This is a genomic window from Mycobacterium sp. 141 (genome assembly GCF_000382405.1).
In the GTDB taxonomy this organism is placed as follows: Bacteria; Actinomycetota; Actinomycetes; order Mycobacteriales; family Mycobacteriaceae; genus Mycobacterium.
The window spans coordinates 43,489-58,435 of sequence record NZ_KB908275.1 but is presented as its reverse complement, the minus strand read 5'-3'; the positions used below and the strand labels follow the sequence as shown (position 1 = coordinate 58,435).

The 14,947-nt window shown below is 66.4% G+C and carries 18 protein-coding genes; 7 read left to right on the top strand and 11 right to left on the bottom strand.

All coding sequences use genetic code 11. From position 1 onward, the window contains the following. Nucleotides 1–125: 125 nt before the first annotated feature. The 7 genes from H276_RS0120365 to H276_RS0120335 all read right to left on the bottom strand — a co-directional run bounded on the left by H276_RS0120365 (nt 126) and on the right by H276_RS0120335 (nt 5,849). Nucleotides 126–767 (bottom strand): sensor domain-containing protein, encoded by a 642-nt coding sequence (locus H276_RS0120365; RefSeq protein ID WP_026357239.1) that lies wholly within the window; start codon nt 765–767, stop codon nt 126–128. Between the two features lie 17 nt (nt 768–784). Beyond that, nucleotides 785–1,300, bottom strand: coding sequence for a hypothetical protein (locus tag H276_RS0120360; protein ID WP_019973131.1), 516 nt, complete (start codon nt 1,298–1,300; stop codon nt 785–787). Nucleotides 1,301–1,399: 99 nt separating this feature from the next. Further along, nucleotides 1,400–1,840, bottom strand: coding sequence for a Fur family transcriptional regulator (locus tag H276_RS0120355; RefSeq protein WP_019973130.1), 441 nt, complete (start codon nt 1,838–1,840; stop codon nt 1,400–1,402). 48 nt (nt 1,841–1,888) lie between these two features. Beyond that, nucleotides 1,889–2,326, bottom strand: a complete 438-nt coding sequence (locus H276_RS0120350) for a hypothetical protein (RefSeq protein WP_019973129.1) — start codon at nt 2,324–2,326, stop codon at nt 1,889–1,891. A gap of 66 nt (nt 2,327–2,392) precedes the next feature. Next, complete coding sequence (locus tag H276_RS0120345) at nt 2,393–3,526, bottom strand: DUF4185 domain-containing protein (RefSeq protein ID WP_019973128.1); 1,134 nt, start codon at nt 3,524–3,526, stop codon at nt 2,393–2,395. Nucleotides 3,527–3,534: 8 nt separating this feature from the next. Next, on the bottom strand, nt 3,535–4,578 hold the full coding sequence (locus H276_RS0120340; protein WP_019973127.1) for an aspartate-semialdehyde dehydrogenase: 1,044 nt from the start codon (nt 4,576–4,578) through the stop codon (nt 3,535–3,537). Nucleotides 4,579–4,583: 5 nt separating this feature from the next. Further along, complete coding sequence (locus H276_RS0120335; RefSeq protein ID WP_019973126.1) at nt 4,584–5,849, bottom strand: aspartate kinase; 1,266 nt, start codon at nt 5,847–5,849, stop codon at nt 4,584–4,586. Between the two features lie 24 nt (nt 5,850–5,873). Between H276_RS0120335 and H276_RS24875 the strand changes: the two genes are divergently transcribed. The 4 genes from H276_RS24875 (at nt 5,874) to H276_RS0120320 (ending at nt 9,428) form a co-directional block, all read left to right on the top strand. Further along, nucleotides 5,874–6,017: a hypothetical protein gene (locus H276_RS24875; RefSeq protein ID WP_155943196.1), complete on the top strand. Its 144-nt coding sequence runs from the start codon at nt 5,874–5,876 to the stop codon at nt 6,015–6,017. Nucleotides 6,018–6,225: 208 nt separating this feature from the next. Beyond that, a complete protein-coding gene (locus H276_RS0120330) occupies nt 6,226–6,873 on the top strand; it encodes an XRE family transcriptional regulator (protein ID WP_019973125.1) in 648 nt (215 codons plus the stop codon). A gap of 223 nt (nt 6,874–7,096) precedes the next feature. Beyond that, nucleotides 7,097–8,929, top strand: a complete 1,833-nt coding sequence (gene leuA, locus H276_RS0120325) for a 2-isopropylmalate synthase (RefSeq protein ID WP_019973124.1) — start codon at nt 7,097–7,099, stop codon at nt 8,927–8,929. Between the two features lie 112 nt (nt 8,930–9,041). Then, nucleotides 9,042–9,428 (top strand): SHOCT domain-containing protein, encoded by a 387-nt coding sequence (locus H276_RS0120320; protein ID WP_018603410.1) that lies wholly within the window; start codon nt 9,042–9,044, stop codon nt 9,426–9,428. 20 nt (nt 9,429–9,448) lie between these two features. Here the strand turns inward: H276_RS0120320 and H276_RS0120315 are convergent, their stop codons facing one another. After that, nucleotides 9,449–10,459: a DEDDh family exonuclease gene (locus H276_RS0120315; RefSeq protein ID WP_019973123.1), complete on the bottom strand. Its 1,011-nt coding sequence runs from the start codon at nt 10,457–10,459 to the stop codon at nt 9,449–9,451. A gap of 99 nt (nt 10,460–10,558) precedes the next feature. On the opposite strand from H276_RS0120315, the gene H276_RS0120310 reads away from it, so the two are divergent. Together H276_RS0120310 and H276_RS0120305 are read left to right on the top strand one after the other, a co-directional pair. Next, a complete protein-coding gene (locus tag H276_RS0120310) occupies nt 10,559–11,794 on the top strand; it encodes a Mur ligase family protein (protein WP_026357238.1) in 1,236 nt (411 codons plus the stop codon). Nucleotides 11,795–11,845: 51 nt separating this feature from the next. Continuing rightward, the gene (locus tag H276_RS0120305; protein ID WP_019973121.1) at nt 11,846–12,580 is read left to right on the top strand and encodes a type 1 glutamine amidotransferase; all 735 of its coding nucleotides are present in this window, start codon (nt 11,846–11,848) and stop codon (nt 12,578–12,580) included. A 78-nt stretch (nt 12,581–12,658) separates the two neighbouring features. Here H276_RS0120305 and recR read toward each other — a convergent pair whose 3' ends face one another. Further along, nucleotides 12,659–13,270 (bottom strand): recombination mediator RecR, encoded by a 612-nt coding sequence (gene recR / locus H276_RS0120300; RefSeq protein ID WP_019973120.1) that lies wholly within the window; start codon nt 13,268–13,270, stop codon nt 12,659–12,661. Between the two features lie 10 nt (nt 13,271–13,280). Beyond that, complete coding sequence (locus H276_RS0120295) at nt 13,281–13,613, bottom strand: YbaB/EbfC family nucleoid-associated protein (RefSeq protein ID WP_026357237.1); 333 nt, start codon at nt 13,611–13,613, stop codon at nt 13,281–13,283. Between the two features lie 113 nt (nt 13,614–13,726). On the opposite strand from H276_RS0120295, the gene H276_RS0120290 reads away from it, so the two are divergent. Next, complete coding sequence (locus tag H276_RS0120290) at nt 13,727–14,497, top strand: Rv3717 family N-acetylmuramoyl-L-alanine amidase (RefSeq protein ID WP_026357236.1); 771 nt, start codon at nt 13,727–13,729, stop codon at nt 14,495–14,497. Here the strand turns inward: H276_RS0120290 and H276_RS0120285 are convergent. Continuing rightward, nucleotides 14,494–14,934, bottom strand: coding sequence for an SRPBCC family protein (locus tag H276_RS0120285; protein WP_019973117.1), 441 nt, complete (start codon nt 14,932–14,934; stop codon nt 14,494–14,496). The two genes, H276_RS0120290 and H276_RS0120285, sit on opposite strands and share 4 nt — an antisense overlap. Between the last annotated feature and the right edge of the window lie 13 nt (nt 14,935–14,947).

Sequence of the window (14,947 nt, the reverse complement as noted above, 5' to 3'; positions counted from 1 at the left end):
CAAACCCCTCCCGGTCCTTACCGGTGTCGGACCGTCTGGTTGTTTCCATCTTCCAGATGGGACCGACAAGTCGCCCTCTGGACGGATTACGCGTTCGTGCCGGGTAACCGAACTCTGTGCCGCAGTTATTGCCCGAGCGAGTTCTGCATGGCGCCGGCCAATACATTGACGGCCGGGCCACCGTTGCCGGACTGACACACTTTGGCTTGCAAGAGCACGTTTTCCCGTTTACGTGTGGTGGTGAAACATCGCCGATCGGTACCGGCCTCCTGTTTCACCCAGTCCGCATCCGTCGGACCGGCTGGGCCGCCGGTAAACGTCCACACCTGGGTGACGAAGTTGTCCAGGTGCATCGCGCTGGTCAGCCCCGAACAACCCTGGGTGCGGTCGACCACCCGATGGAACGCCCGGTCGGCGGCGTCGGCCGTGGCGAATACCCCGACAGCCTGTTTGACGTAGTGGCTGTCGTCATTGGCCGAAGTCTGGGTCGTGGCACTGTTGAACGACGCCAGATCGGGGTCGTTGTAGACCTCGGGCAGTCCGATGTCAGCCCAGTTGTTGCACACCGGGTCGTCGACCCAGAACGACTGGATCGGAACCGTGGAGTCGGAAGCCCAGGTCATCGGGGCGCCGACGACGTTACCGACCGAACCCTTCGGCAGGACCGCGTAAGACACCACACCCGGGTCCGACGGACGGGCACCGGCCGGTGCCGACAGGGCCAACGCCAGACCGGCCACCCCGAGCCCCACAGTCAGAGCACGCATCCACTCGATCATGCCAGTCAGTACAGCGTGCGAGTGCAGTAGGTCCGAGCCGGAGACGGATAACGCCAGGCGTACTCGCCGCTGGCTTTCGGGCAGGTCGAACCATCATGGACGTCGAGCCGCTGTGTCACCTGCACCAGCACGCCGTTGCCGCGCGAGGTGCAGTCGGCCAGTCCCATCACGCCGGCGGGCATGCCGAGTTCGTAGCAGTGATAGGTCACGAGATTGGGCACCAGGCACAGCCGGGCCGTCGACGGATCGGCCAGTTTGGCGGGCAGATGCTGGTACTCGCCGCTCGGGCAGCTGCCCGCGGCGTCGGCGACAGCTCCGACGGTGTAGCTCGGGTCAGCGCTACAGGCCACCTTGGTGGCACGCGCGACCTCTGGGGCCGACGGGGTGCCGGCCGGGAAGCTGACGCAGTCGCCGACGGCGAAGATCATGGCCGCGTTGCGTTCCGGTTGTGCGGAGCCACAGCCGACCGCGGATGCCAGGATGGCGATCAGCACGGCAACCAAGGCCCGATTGCGCGTCATGGTTAGGCACAATCTCACGTTTCGTGCCGACACACCCAGGAAATCAGACGTCCCGGCCACCTGATGTGGTAGCCGGGACGTCAGGGCTGCAGATGCGGTCTACGTGGTGTTGCGGTCCGTCCGACAGTCGGGGCAGACACCCCAGAACACCACCTCGACTTTATCGACGACGAAGCCGCCGACATTCGAGAGCTCGAGGCAGGGCGCGGGCCCGATGACACATTCGACATCGACCACCAAGCCGCAGACTCGGCACACCAGGTGGTGATGGTTATCGCCGGCCCTGGTCTCGTAGCGGGCGGATGAGCCGGCCGGCTCGATCCTGCGGATCAGACCGGCGCTGACACAGGCCCGGAGGACGTCGTAGACCGCCTGGGTGGAGACCGATCCCAGGGTTTTCCGGACCCGGACGGCCACATCGTCTGCAGTGGCGTGCGGCTCGGCGGCGAGTGCCTCCAACACCGCGACCCTCGGTGCGGTGACTCGAAGCCCCACGGCCCGCAAGCGGGCCTTGGGGTCGTCGTCACGAACCGGAGTCACCGCTCCAGTATGCGTCTTTTCTGGAATCGGTCAAAAGACTATCGGTGATCAGCGAGGAGCCGTCGTCGGAGCACCGCCCTGCCCACCCGGACTGCCGGGGCCACCCTGCCCACCCGGACCACCCTGACCACCCTGCCCACCCTGGCCGAAACCGGGTCCGCCCGGACCGCCCTGCCAGCCGGGTCCACCCTGGCCCCACGGGGCCATCGGCGGACCACCGCGGTGGTGGAACATCATCCCGGGACGCTCCCAGCCACCTCCGCCGTAGTGATGATGACCGCCGCCCGAATGGACACCGAGGAAGAATCCGGTGCCGAACACGACAGCAACAATGAAAACTGTGCCCGCGACGATGCCGACCCAGGCCACCGCCTGGGTGAGACGGCTCTGCTTGCGGGGTTCCCCGTAGGCGGCTGCCGGTACGGGCGCGGTGGGCGGCTCGGCCGTGACGACCGGGCCGGTGGGTTCGGAAGATGTATCAGTCATGTAGCCCAGATTGCGAGTGTCATCGAAGTGCCGATCATGAATTGGCTATGAATCGGCTGTGAATGCTCACCAGGGCTTTATCGGGTTCACGGCGTACTGGATCACACGGTACGGCGCGCCGCCGCGCGGAGTGGTATTCCACTGGCTGATGAACACCCGCACCTCGTCGAGCGTCGATCCCGGTGAAATGTAACCCCCGTACGGCTGGGCCAGCCGGTTGTCCCCCGGCGGCGGTAACGCATCAGCCGGATCAGGCCAGTCCCCGCCTCCGAACACCACTGTGGTCACAGGTGCCGTACCGAGGCCGGTCGGGTCGTAGGCGACCCGGACCTCCATGTTGCCGGTGCTGGCGTTGAAATACGACAGCACGGGCTTGCCGTCGATCTGCCTGATGCTCATCTCGCCGACCCGGTCGGACCACAGCGCGGTCGGCGACTTGCCCCAACCGCCTTTGGACGACCAGCCCTGCCAGCCGGCCCGGTCGGTGAACGTCTGCGGTGTGGACCGGTACAGGAACACCGGCCCGCTGCGGTCGAAGTTGTTGGCCACGATGTACACCCAGCCGGTCTGCGACTCGGGTGTCGGGATGGGGTCGTAGTAGCCGCTGATCTGTGACTGCCCACCGCCCTGATAGCTTGCGGGCCGCACCGAACCGGGCACGGTAGGCCAATTTCCCTGTGAGGCATTGGCTTTCACCAGCCTCGAGTTCTGCGGTACGAGGTCGCGCGTGGTGCTCACCATGAGGTAGTTGTCCCGGTTGATCGAGACCACACCGGCCGGCAACTGGGAACTGCCCGGCGGCGTCGTGTCGGCGAGCAGCGGCTTGCCGACGCCGCCGCCGGTGACGCCGTCGTAGCGGACACCCGTGGGGTCGTCGACCGAATCCGGCTCCACGTGCAACGCGACGGGTGAGTACCAACCACCGAAACCCACGGCCTGGCCGGCGAAGCTGTCACCGCACACCTGCAACACGCGAGTGGGGAATTCCATGAACTCACACAGATCGGTCGCGCCGATCCCGTAATCCCCTGTGGGCGTTCCCGTTCCGGCTGCGGGACCGATCCGCTGCACCTGGCCGGGGGCCAGTGGCGGCAGCACCGGATCAGAGGAGGGCGAAGGCGGATCGGCAGAGGCCGAGGGCGCCTGCCACACCGCCGCGGCGATCACCGCCGCCGCAGCGAACCGGAGCGCTGTGGACACCCCGCTGGTCAGAGCTCGGCGGCCAGCAGCTCGGCGATCTGAATGGTGTTGAGCGCCGCACCTTTTCGAAGATTGTCACCCGAGACGAAGAGCGCGAGACCACGCCCGTCGGGTACACCCGGATCTTGGCGGATCCGGCCGACGAGTGATTCATCGACACCGGCGGCGGCCAGCGGCGTCGGCACGTCGACGAGCTTGACACCGGGGGCCACGGCCAAGAGCTGCCGGGCGCGTTCGACCGAAAGCGGTTGGGCGAACTCGGCATTGATCGACAGCGAGTGCCCGGTGAAGACCGGCACCCGAACGCAGGTACCCGATACCAACAGGTCGGGGATACCCAGGATCTTGCGGCTCTCGTTGCGCAGCTTCTGGTCCTCGTCGGTCTCCCCCGAGCCGTCATCGACCAGGGAGCCGGCCAGCGGAACCACGTTGAACGCAATGGGCGCAACGTATTTCACGGGCTCCGGGAACACCACAGCCGACCCGTCGTGCACCAGAGCCTCGGCGCCGTCGACCACCGCGCGGGTCTGCGTGGCGAGTTCCTGAACACCGGCCAGGCCACTGCCCGACACCGCCTGGTAGCTGGACACGATCAGCCGCGTCAGGCCCGCCTCTTCGTGCAGCACCTTGAGCACCGGCATCGCGGCCATGGTGGTGCAGTTGGGGTTGGCGATGATGCCTTTCGGTCGCACACCGGCGTCTCTCGCGAAGTTGACCTCGGACACCACCAAGGGCACCTCGGGATCCTTGCGCCAGGCCGACGAGTTGTCGACGACGACGGCGCCTGCCGCGGCGAACCGCGGCGCCTGCACGCGCGACATCGTCGCGCCCGCGGAGAACAGCGCGATGTCCAGCCCGGACGGGTCGGCGGTCGCACTGTTCTCGACCTCGATCTCCTGTCCGCGGAAGGTCAGTTTCTTGCCCTCCGATCGCGCGGAAGCGAAGAACCGCACAGACCCGGAACCTTCAGCGGGGAACCCTCTCTCCTCCAGCAGGGTGCGCATGACCTGGCCTACCTGGCCGGTGGCGCCGACGACTCCGATGTTGACCATTAGCGTTAGCGTCCCGTCCCGCCGTAGACCACGGCTTCGTCGTCGCTGCCGAGGTCGAACGCCTCGTGTAGGGCCGCGACGGCATTGTCCAGCTCGGTGTCCTTGACCAGCACCGAGATCCGGATCTCCGAGGTGGAGATCAGGTCGATGTTGACACCCACCTCGGCCAGCGCCTCGCAGAACGTGGCAGTGACGCCGGGATGGCTGCGCATGCCCGCACCGATCAGCGACACCTTGCCGATGTGATCGTCATAGAGGACCTGACTGAACCCGATCTCGTCCTTGAGCGCGGTGAGCTTCTCCACCGCGCCGGGGCCGTTGTCCCGGGCACACGTGAAGGTGATGTCGGTCTTGCCGTCCTCGATCTTGGAGATGTTCTGCAGCACCATGTCGATGTTCACGTCGGCCTCGGCGACCGCGCGGAACACCTTGGCGGCATAGCCCGGCACGTCGGGCAGCCCGACCACCGTGACTTTGGCCTCGCTGCGGTCGTGGGCTACTCCGGTCAGGATGGCGTCTTCCATGGGGATGTCCTCGATCGATCCTTTGACGATGGTGCCCGGTTTGTCGGAGTACGACGAGCGGACATGGATGGGCACGTTGTAGCGACGCGCGTATTCGACGCAACGCAGCATGAGCACCTTCGCACCACAGGCCGCCATCTCGAGCATCTCCTCGAAGGCGACGGAGTCGAGGTGGCGGGCGTTGGGCACGATGCGCGGATCCGCGGTGAAGATGCCGTCGACGTCGGTGTAGATCTCACACACGTCGGCGTGCAGCGCGGCGGCCAGCGCGACGGCGGTGGTGTCGGAGCCGCCACGACCCAGTGTGGTGACGTCCTTGCTGTCCTGGCTGACCCCCTGGAAGCCGGCGACCAGCACGATCTGCCCCTCGTCCAGCGCGTCGCGCAGTCGGCCGGGTGTGACGTCGATGATCTTGGCGTTGCCGTGGGTGCCCGTGGTGATCACGCCGGCCTGCGAGCCAGTGAACGAGCGGGCCTGCGCGCCCAGGGACTCGATGGCCATCGCGACCAATGCATTGGAGATCCGTTCACCCGCGGTGAGCAGCATGTCCATCTCGCGCGCTGGTGGCGCGGGCGAGACCTGGCGGGCCAAGTCCAGCAAATCATCGGTGGTATCGCCCATCGCGGAGACGACCACTACAACGTCGTTGCCGGCCTTCTTGGTCTCCACGATGCGCTCGGCGACGCGACGGATCCGGTCGGCATCTGAAACCGAAGATCCGCCGTATTTCTGTACGACGAGCGCCACTGTCTGCCCTTCGAAAATGCGGGAATGAGTCGCATCAAGGATAAGGGAGACGCGCAGCTGGTTTTCCTCGCCCGGGCGGAGCACCCCGGCGACGTCGCGGCTTGGGACACAGCCACGAAGCTGAACGCCTCCGCAGGCTGGAACTGCCCGCCGGCATCTCCGGCGTAGAAGTCTTCTCGCCCTCGCCGAGATTGAGCCGCATTGTCGGCGCACCCTCGCCGAAATCGAGGTTCGCCAGTTCCACCCCGTCGCGCGGCTCTTCGGGAAGGCCCGCGTGTGCTATCCGGAACCCGGGACCTGGTCACGATTACCATCGAGGCAACCGCCATGGCGCGGGTTCCGTGGCGGGCACGAGCTGGATTCGGGGGAACGGCAAATGAGCGACATTCCGCTACTCCGCAACCAGTCCGGCACAGCGCGGGACCGCGATCCGCACGCCCCGGCCGACGAGATGGAGGTCGAGGCCACGATCGGGCGCAACGTGCGTCAGCTCCGGCAGCAGCACGGCCTGACCGTCGCCGATATGGCGGCCCGGGTCGGCATTTCCAAGGCCATGCTGTCCAAGATCGAGAACGCACAAACGTCGTGCAGCCTGTCCACCCTGACGTTGTTGGCGAAGGGCTTGGACGTTCCGGTGACGAGCCTGTTCCGGGGTGCGGACGTGGAACGCCCGGCCGCGTTCGTCAAGGCCGGCACGGGTGCGCAGATCGTGCGTGAGGGCACCCGTGAGGGCCACAGATACCATCTGCTGAGCTCGTTGCGCGGCGAGCACAAACGGCTCGAGTGCCTGCACGTGACGTTGACCGAGAAGAGCCAGACCTACCCGTTGTTCCAGCATCCGGGCACCGAGTTCATCTACATGCTCGAAGGTGTGATGGATTACGGCCACAGCCGCTCGGTGTATCGGATGTACCCCGGCGACTCACTGCAGATCGACGGCGAAGGCGCGCACGGACCTGTCGATCTGATAGAGCTGCCGATCCGGTTCTTGTCGGTCATCGCGTTCCCGGATTCGCAGGTCTGACCGATTCCGCCGCACGAACCGTCGGCGACGGCGCCACTCGGCCCCGCTCGACGCCCGAGCCGAACGCTGGTTTGGGTGCCCGGCCGCGAGCGCGCTATTGTGGACGCGTGCAGCGGGTGCTCCTCCTCAGCCGCCGCGGCGGGGTCTGACCAGACCGGCTTCCCGTCGCGGGTATTTGGCGATGCGCCGGTCGAGTTCCCTTTCAACTCCCGGAGCAGACATCATGACCACCCCCGAAATTTCTGTCGACGCCTACACGTCGGTACGCACCATCACCACACCGTCCGGTTCTCGTCGGGACGGTCAGCCTTCCTGGAACACCCAGCGCGGATCCACGATGCCGGTCCGCCGGTATCGCACCTTCGCCGCTGAAGTCCCGGGCGGGAGCCCGGCATTTGGCGCAGCGAATGTTCCGTTTGACCGCACCTGGCCGGACAAGGTGATCGAGCACGCCCCCATGTGGTGCGCGGTCGACCTGCGTGACGGCAACCAGGCCCTGATCGACCCGATGAGCCCGGAGCGCAAGCGCCGGATGTTCGACCTGCTGGTCCGCATGGGCTACAAGGAGATCGAGGTCGGCTTCCCATCGGCGAGCCAGACCGACTACGACTTCGTCCGCGAGATCATCGAGCAGGGCGCCGTTCCCGAGGACGTCACCATCCAGGTGCTGACGCAGTGCCGGCCCGAGCTGATCGCACGCACCTTCGAAGCCTGCGTCGGTGCGCCGCGTGTCATCGTGCACTTCTACAACTCCACCTCGATCCTGCAGCGTCGCGTGGTGTTCCGCGCCGACCGCGACGCCGTCAAGAAGATCGCCACCGACGGTGCCCGCATGTGTGTCGAAGAGGCCAAGAAGTATCCCGGCACGCGGTGGCGGTACGAGTACTCGCCGGAGTCCTACACCGGTACCGAACTGGAGTACGCCGTAGACGTCTGCAACGCGGTCGCCGCGGTGATCCAGCCCACGCCGGAATGGCCGCTGATCGTCAACCTGCCCGCCACCGTCGAGATGGCCACCCCCAACGTCTACGCCGACTCGATCGAGTGGATGAGCCGGCACCTGATCCCGCGGGACAGCATCATCCTGAGCCTGCATCCTCACAACGATCGTGGAACCGCCGTTGCCGCAGCAGAATTGGGCTACCAGGCCGGTGCCGATCGGATCGAGGGCTGCCTGTTCGGCAACGGTGAGCGGACCGGCAACGTCTGTCTGGTGACGCTGGGCATGAACCTGTTCTCCCGCGGCGTGGATCCGCAGATCGACTTCTCCAACATCGACGAGATCCGTCGGACCGTGGAGTACTGCAACCAGCTGCCGGTGCACGAGCGCCACCCCTACGGCGGCGATCTGGTGTACACCGCGTTCTCGGGCAGCCACCAGGACGCCATCAACAAGGGCCTGGATCAGATGAAATTCGATGCCGATGCCGCTGATAAAGATATGGACGACATCCTGTGGCAGGTGCCATACCTGCCGATCGATCCCAAGGATGTGGGCCGCACCTATGAGGCCGTCATCCGGGTCAACTCGCAGTCCGGCAAGGGCGGCGTCGCCTACATCATGAAGGCCGATCACGGGCTGGTGCTGCCGCGCCGGCTGCAGATCGAGTTCTCGCAGGTGGTCCAGAAGATCACCGACGGCGAGGGTGGCGAGGTGTCGCCGAAGGAAATGTGGGACGTCTTCTTCGACGAATATTTGGCCCCGATCACCCCGCTGGAGCGGATTCGGCAGAAGGTCGTCGCCGCCGAGGTCGACGGTGGCACCGACACCATCACCGCAATCGTGAAGATCGACGGGGTCGAACGCGAGATCGTCGGCGCCGGCAACGGACCGCTCGCAGCGTTCTGTGATGCACTGGGTGCCCTGGGCATCCATGTCAACGTGCTGGACTACTCCGAGCACGCGATGTCCTCCGGGGAAGAAGCGCAGGCCGCGGCCTATGTGGAGGCCTCGATCGGCGGCAAGACCGTGTGGGGCGTCGGTATCGCGACATCGATCACCACTGCGTCACTGCGCGCCGTCGTGTCCGCTGTGAACCGGGCCACACAAATCTGACACAGCCAACGACGAGAGGGGCCGGGTATTCCCGGTTACTCTTGCGTACATGATTAACTGACGGGAGCGTAGATGCTCTACGCGTCCGACAACTCAAATCAAGGAGTAACCCGTGGACTGGGGATCGACGTGGGATTTTCTCTGGCACTTCCTGATCATCTTCGCTTGGATCGCTTATTTGCTGGTGCTGTTCCAGATCCTCGGCGACCTGCTCTGGCGTGACCATCAGACCTCGGGCTGGGTCAAAGCGATCTGGGTGATCTTCCTGATCATCTTCCCGTGGCTTACCGCATTCATATATCTGATTGCGCGCGGTAAGGGGATGGCCCAGCGCTCTGCCACCGCCGCCGCGGCCGCCAAACAGGAGACCGACGCCTACATCCGTGAGGCCGCCAGGCGCACACCGGCAGATGAGATCGCCGATGCCAAGGCTCTGCTCGATGCAGGCACCATCACCGCCGACGAATACGAGATGTTGAAGGCCAAGGCACTCCGCTGACCGTCAGAACCGGTGGGCGATCAGAACAAGGTGAACTGGTCGCCCACCGGGGCGGTGTCAGAGAACTCTTCGACCACGGCACCGCCGATCACGTCGTCCAACATATTCACGAAGTCGTTATCGGTGACGAGGGGAACACCGAGTTCCTTGGCGTGGTAACCCTTTCCGGAGCCCGGAGCGGGCTCGTTGCACAGCACTACCGAGGTCTGCTGGTCGACGGCCTCGGTGTAGGCCAGCCCCGCGTGCAGGATGCGTTCGATCAGCTCTTCGTGGGTGCGGGCCACCTCGGCTGACAATGCCACCTGCATGCCCTGCACCAGCGGCCGGCCCGGCACGTATGCGCCGGGGTTGGCGTACCGGCACGGCAGCCGTGGCGCCATCACCTTCAGCGGCCGCAGCTCTTCGTGGGTGACCTGGCCGTTGGGCCAGCGCCGGCGGCTGACTTCACGCAGCGGCAACCAGACCTTGCGGTCCCGCGCCCGGGCCAGGGTGGGTTTGAGGATCTGGGCGAGCACCTGGGCGTCGTCGAGCGCATCGTGCGGGCGCACCTGGCTGATTCCCCAGTGTGCTGCCAATGTCTCCAACCGCAGGTTCTCGGTGCCCAGGTCCAGACGACGAGCCAGCTCGACCGTGCACATCACACTGTCGACTGGGAGCTCCGCGCCGACCAGCTCGGCCTCGGCGGTCAGAAAGCCGTAGTCGAAGCCCACGTTGTGCGCCACCAGGGTGCGCCCGCGCAGCACGTCGACGAGTTGGTCGACGACATCGCCGAAACAGGGCTGCCCCTCCAGCATCTCCGCAGTCAGCCCGTGCACATGGGTGGGGCCCGGATCGACGCCGGGATTGAGCAGGGTGGCGACGCTGCGTTCGATATTGCCGTCGTCGCTGACCGCCAGTGCGGCCACGCTGACGATGCGTGCCTGCCCAGGCCGGAATCCCGAGGTCTCCACGTCGACGACGGCCCAGCCCGCGCCCGGCTCGGCGGCCGGTCTACCCCACGACGGGCGGGCCGTCGACGGTGCGGTGCTCATAGTCGCCAGGATGGCACGCCTGTCCGACAGAGTCCGATTGCCGCGCCGCGCAGCGCCGCGCTGAGCAGGCCAGCGTGTGGTGCACCTAAAATTCCGGGAATGCTGACCCTCCGCGGACGTGCTGCGCTTGCGGCCGGGGCCTCCGCACGCTGGGCGTCGCGGGTGACGGGCCGTGGTGCAGGCGCAATGATCGGCGGCCTGGTGGCCATGACGTTGGACCAGTCGATCCTGCGCCAGCTGGGTCAGGGCCGCCGCACCGTCGTCGTGACCGGCACCAACGGCAAGTCGACGACCACCAGGATGGCCGCGGCTGCGCTGGCCACCCTCGGTCCGGTGGCCAGTAACTCCGAGGGCGCCAACATGGACGCCGGACTGGTGGCGGCCCTGGCCGGGACGCGAGATGCGCGCCTCGCCGCGCTCGAAGTCGACGAGATGCATGTGCCGCATGTGTCGGACGCCGTGGACCCGGCGGTGATCGTGCTCCTGAACCTGTCCCGCGACCAGCTGGACCGGGTCGGTGAGATCAACCACATCGAACGCACGCTGCGGACCGGCCTGACCCGACATCCCGATGCGGTGATCGTGGCCAACTGCGACGACGTCCTGATGACCTCGGCCGCGTACGACAGCCCCAACGTGGTGTGGGTGGCCGCGGGCGGCAGCTGGGCGGGCGACTCGGTCAGCTGCCCGCGGTCCGGCGAAATCATCGTCCGAGACGGTGCCGGCTGGTACTCGACCGGAACCGAATTCAAACGCCCCGATCCGCAATGGTGGTTCGACGACACCCACATCTATGGGCCCGACGGTCTTGTGCTGCCCATGGCGCTGGCCCTGCCAGGCGCGGTCAACCGCGGTAATGCCACCCAGGCTGTCGCGGCCGCAGTCATTTTGGGCGCCGACCCCGCTGCCGCGGTGGCAGCAGTCTCCGGTGTCGACGAGGTGGCCGGCCGGTACCGCACCGTGCAGATCGGCTCGCACACCGCACGCATCCTGCTGGCCAAGAACCCCGCCGGATGGCAGGAGGCCTTGTCGATGGTCGACCAACGCGGCGCCGGTGTGGTGATCGCGGTCAACGGACAGGTGCCCGACGGCGAGGATCTGTCGTGGCTGTGGGACGTGCGGTTCGAGCAATTTGTCGGAGACACGGCACGGTCACGCGTCGTCGTCGCGGCGGGCGAACGGGGCACCGACCTCGCGGTGCGCCTCGGCTACGCGGGCGTCGAACACTCGCTCGTGCATGACACGGTCGCCGCGATCGAGTCGTGTCCGCCGGGGCATGTCGAGGTGATCGCCAACTACACCGCGTTCCTGCAACTGAATCGGCGGATCTCATGACCGCGCACGCGAGGAGCACAAATTGACCGGCGCGCACGCGAGGAGCACAAATTGACCGGCGCGCACGCGAGGAGCAATTCAACGGTCAGCATCGGGCTGGTGCTCCCCGATGTGATGGGCACGTACGGAGACAGCGGCAATGCGGTGGTGCTGCGACAGCGGCTGCTGCTACGCGGCATCGATGCCGAGATCGTGGAGATCACCCTGGCCGAGCCCGTACCCAACTCGTGTGACCTCTACACCCTCGGCGGCGCCGAAGATTACGCGCAGCGCTTGGCTACCAAGCATCTGATCCGGTATCCCGGTCTGCAACAAGCGGTTTCGCGGGGAGCTCCGGTGCTGGCGATCTGCGCGGCGATCCAGGTGCTCGGGCACTGGTATGAGACGTCGGCCGGCGAGCGGGTCGAGGGCGTCGGACTGTTGGATGTCACCACGTCACCGCAAGAGGCCCGAACCATCGGCGAGGTGGCTTCGAAACCCTTGCCGCCGGAGCTGACGCAGCCGCTGACGGGTTTCGAAAATCACCGCGGTGGAACGGTTCTCGGCCCTGATGCCCGGCCGCTCGCGACCGTCACCAAGGGTGCGGGCAACCGGGCCGGCGACGGCTACGACGGGGCCGTACAGGGCAGCGTGGTGGCCACCTATCTGCACGGACCATGCCTGGCCCGCAATCCTGAACTGGCCGACCATCTGCTGTCGCGGGTGGTCGGAGAGTTGCCTGCACTGGAATTGCCCGAGGTGCAAATGCTGCGCCGCGAGCGGCTCGCGGCGCCGCGGCGGGTCTAGCGGCCGCCGAATGGCCACTTGCTGCACGCCAATTCCGAAAATCCGGGTACTAACTGGCCACTCACCGCAAAACGGAAATCAAGCCATGGCGCGGCGGCCGGCCAGCGCGCGGCCCAGCGTGAGTTCGTCGGCAAATTCCAAATCCCCGCCCATCGGCAAGCCCGACGCGATACGGGTGACGGCCAGACCCGGGATGTCGCGCAGCATCCGCACCAGGTATGTGGCGGTGGCCTCGCCCTCGGTGTTGGGATCTGTGGCGATGATCACTTCGGCGACGTCGACACCGTCGACGCGTTCACCGATTCGGGTCAACAGCTCACGGATGCGCAACTGATCAGGACCCACTCCTGACAACGGGTCCAGCGCCCCGCCGAGTACGTGGTAACGGCCCCGGAACTCGCGCGTGCGTTCCACGGCCTGCACGTCCTTGGGCTCCTCGACGACACACACCAGCGACGCGTCACGCCGGGGATCGTTGCAGATCCGGCAGCGCTGCGCGTCGGACACGTTGCCGCACACCTCGCAGAACGTGACCCCATCGCGGACCCGGCCCAGCACCGCCGTCAACCGGTCGATGTCCGGCGGCTCGACACTCAGCAGATGAAACGCGATCCGCTGCGCGCTCTTCGGCCCGATGCCGGGCAGCTTGCCCAGCTCGTCGATCAGATCCTGGACAGGGCCTTCAAACACTCCGTGACACCTACAGTCCCGGAATGCCGAGGCCGCTCAACCCGCCGGCCAACGGGCCCAGCCGGCTCTGCGCCATCTGCTGCACCTGTGCCGATGCATCGGCCAGCGCACCGACGATGAGATCCTGCAGGGTCTCGGGATCGGACGGATCGATGACCTTGGGATCGATCGACACTGCGACGACCTCTCCGCTGCCCTTGACGGTGACCCGGACCAGTCCCCCGCCGGCCTGGCCTTCGACCTCGGCTTTGGTCATCGCCTCCTGAGCGTCCATCAGCTGCTGCTGCACCTGCTGTGCCTGTGCGAGCAGTGCCGACATGTCGGGTGTGCCTCCGGGTTGCATGACAGGTCCCCTTGCCGTGTTGGTTGCGTCTTGGTCTCGACTTGGTTGCTCTCCGCTAGAGCGCGGCGGTTTGAGCTTCCAGCGTAGACGGCGCCCGGGCTACGGTGACGCCCGTGCGAGTCCCAGCCTGCCTGCGTGTCGGCACCGCGGTTGCCAGCAGCGTGCTCATTGCTGTCGCGACCGTCGCTGCCACACCCACAGCCCACGCCGCGCCTGCCAATATCGCCGGGATGATCGTCTTCCTCGATCCCGGTCACAACGGCGCCAACGACGCCTCGATCAGCAAACAAGTGCCGACCGGACGCGGCGGCACCAAGGACTGCCAGGCCAGCGGCACGTCGACCGACGACGGCTACCCCGAACACACCTTCAACTGGGACACCACACTGCGCGTCCGGGCCGCGCTGACCGCCCTCGGTGTGCGGACCGCGATGACACGCGGCGACGACACGTCGGTGGGCCCGTGCGTCGACGAGCGCGCGGCGATGGCCAACGCGGTGCACCCCAATGCCATCGTGGCCATCCACGCCGACGGCGCCCCCGCCAACGGCCGCGGCTTCCACGTGCTGTACTCCTCGCCGCCGCTCAATGCCGTCCAGGCCGGGCCGTCGGTGCAGTTCGCGAAGATCATGCGCGATCAGATCTCCGGCTCGGGCATCCCGCCGGCCACCTACATCGGATCGGGCGGTCTGGATGGGCGATCAGACATCGCCGGGCTCAACCTTGCTCAGTACCCGTCGATCCTCGTCGAGTGCGGCAACATGAAAAACCCGGTCGACTCGTCGCTGATGAAGTCCCCGGAAGGCAGGCAGAAATACGCCGACGCCATCGTCCGCGGGATCACCGGGTTCCTCGGCTCGCAGCAGGTCGCGTCGGCGCGCTAGGCGCCTTCCACTTCCTTCTTGAGGTTGGCCAGCACCTCGTCCTGGATCTTCCGCAAGCCCAACGGGGCAAACGTCTTCTCGAAGAAGCCGCCCACGCCAGCTGCTCCGGTCCAGGTGGTCTTGAGGTTGACCGACGATCCGGCCCCGGACGGGGCAACGGTCCAGTTGATCACCATCGACGAGTTGGCGTCCTTCTCGATGACGGTGTGCCCCGCCACGTCGACAGTCGCCTTGACGTCGCGCACCCGCGATTTCGTCGCCTGCAATTTCCAGGTGGCGACGGTCCCCGCACCCTGACCCCCTTCGAGGACCTGGTAGCCGCTGTAGTGCGAGGAGAGAATCCTCGGCCGCACCGTCTGATAGTCGGCGATCGCGGCGAACACAGCGGCGGGTTCGGCGTTGATCAAAACGGTGCTGACCGCGCTGACCTGTCCCATCGGCGAATACTCC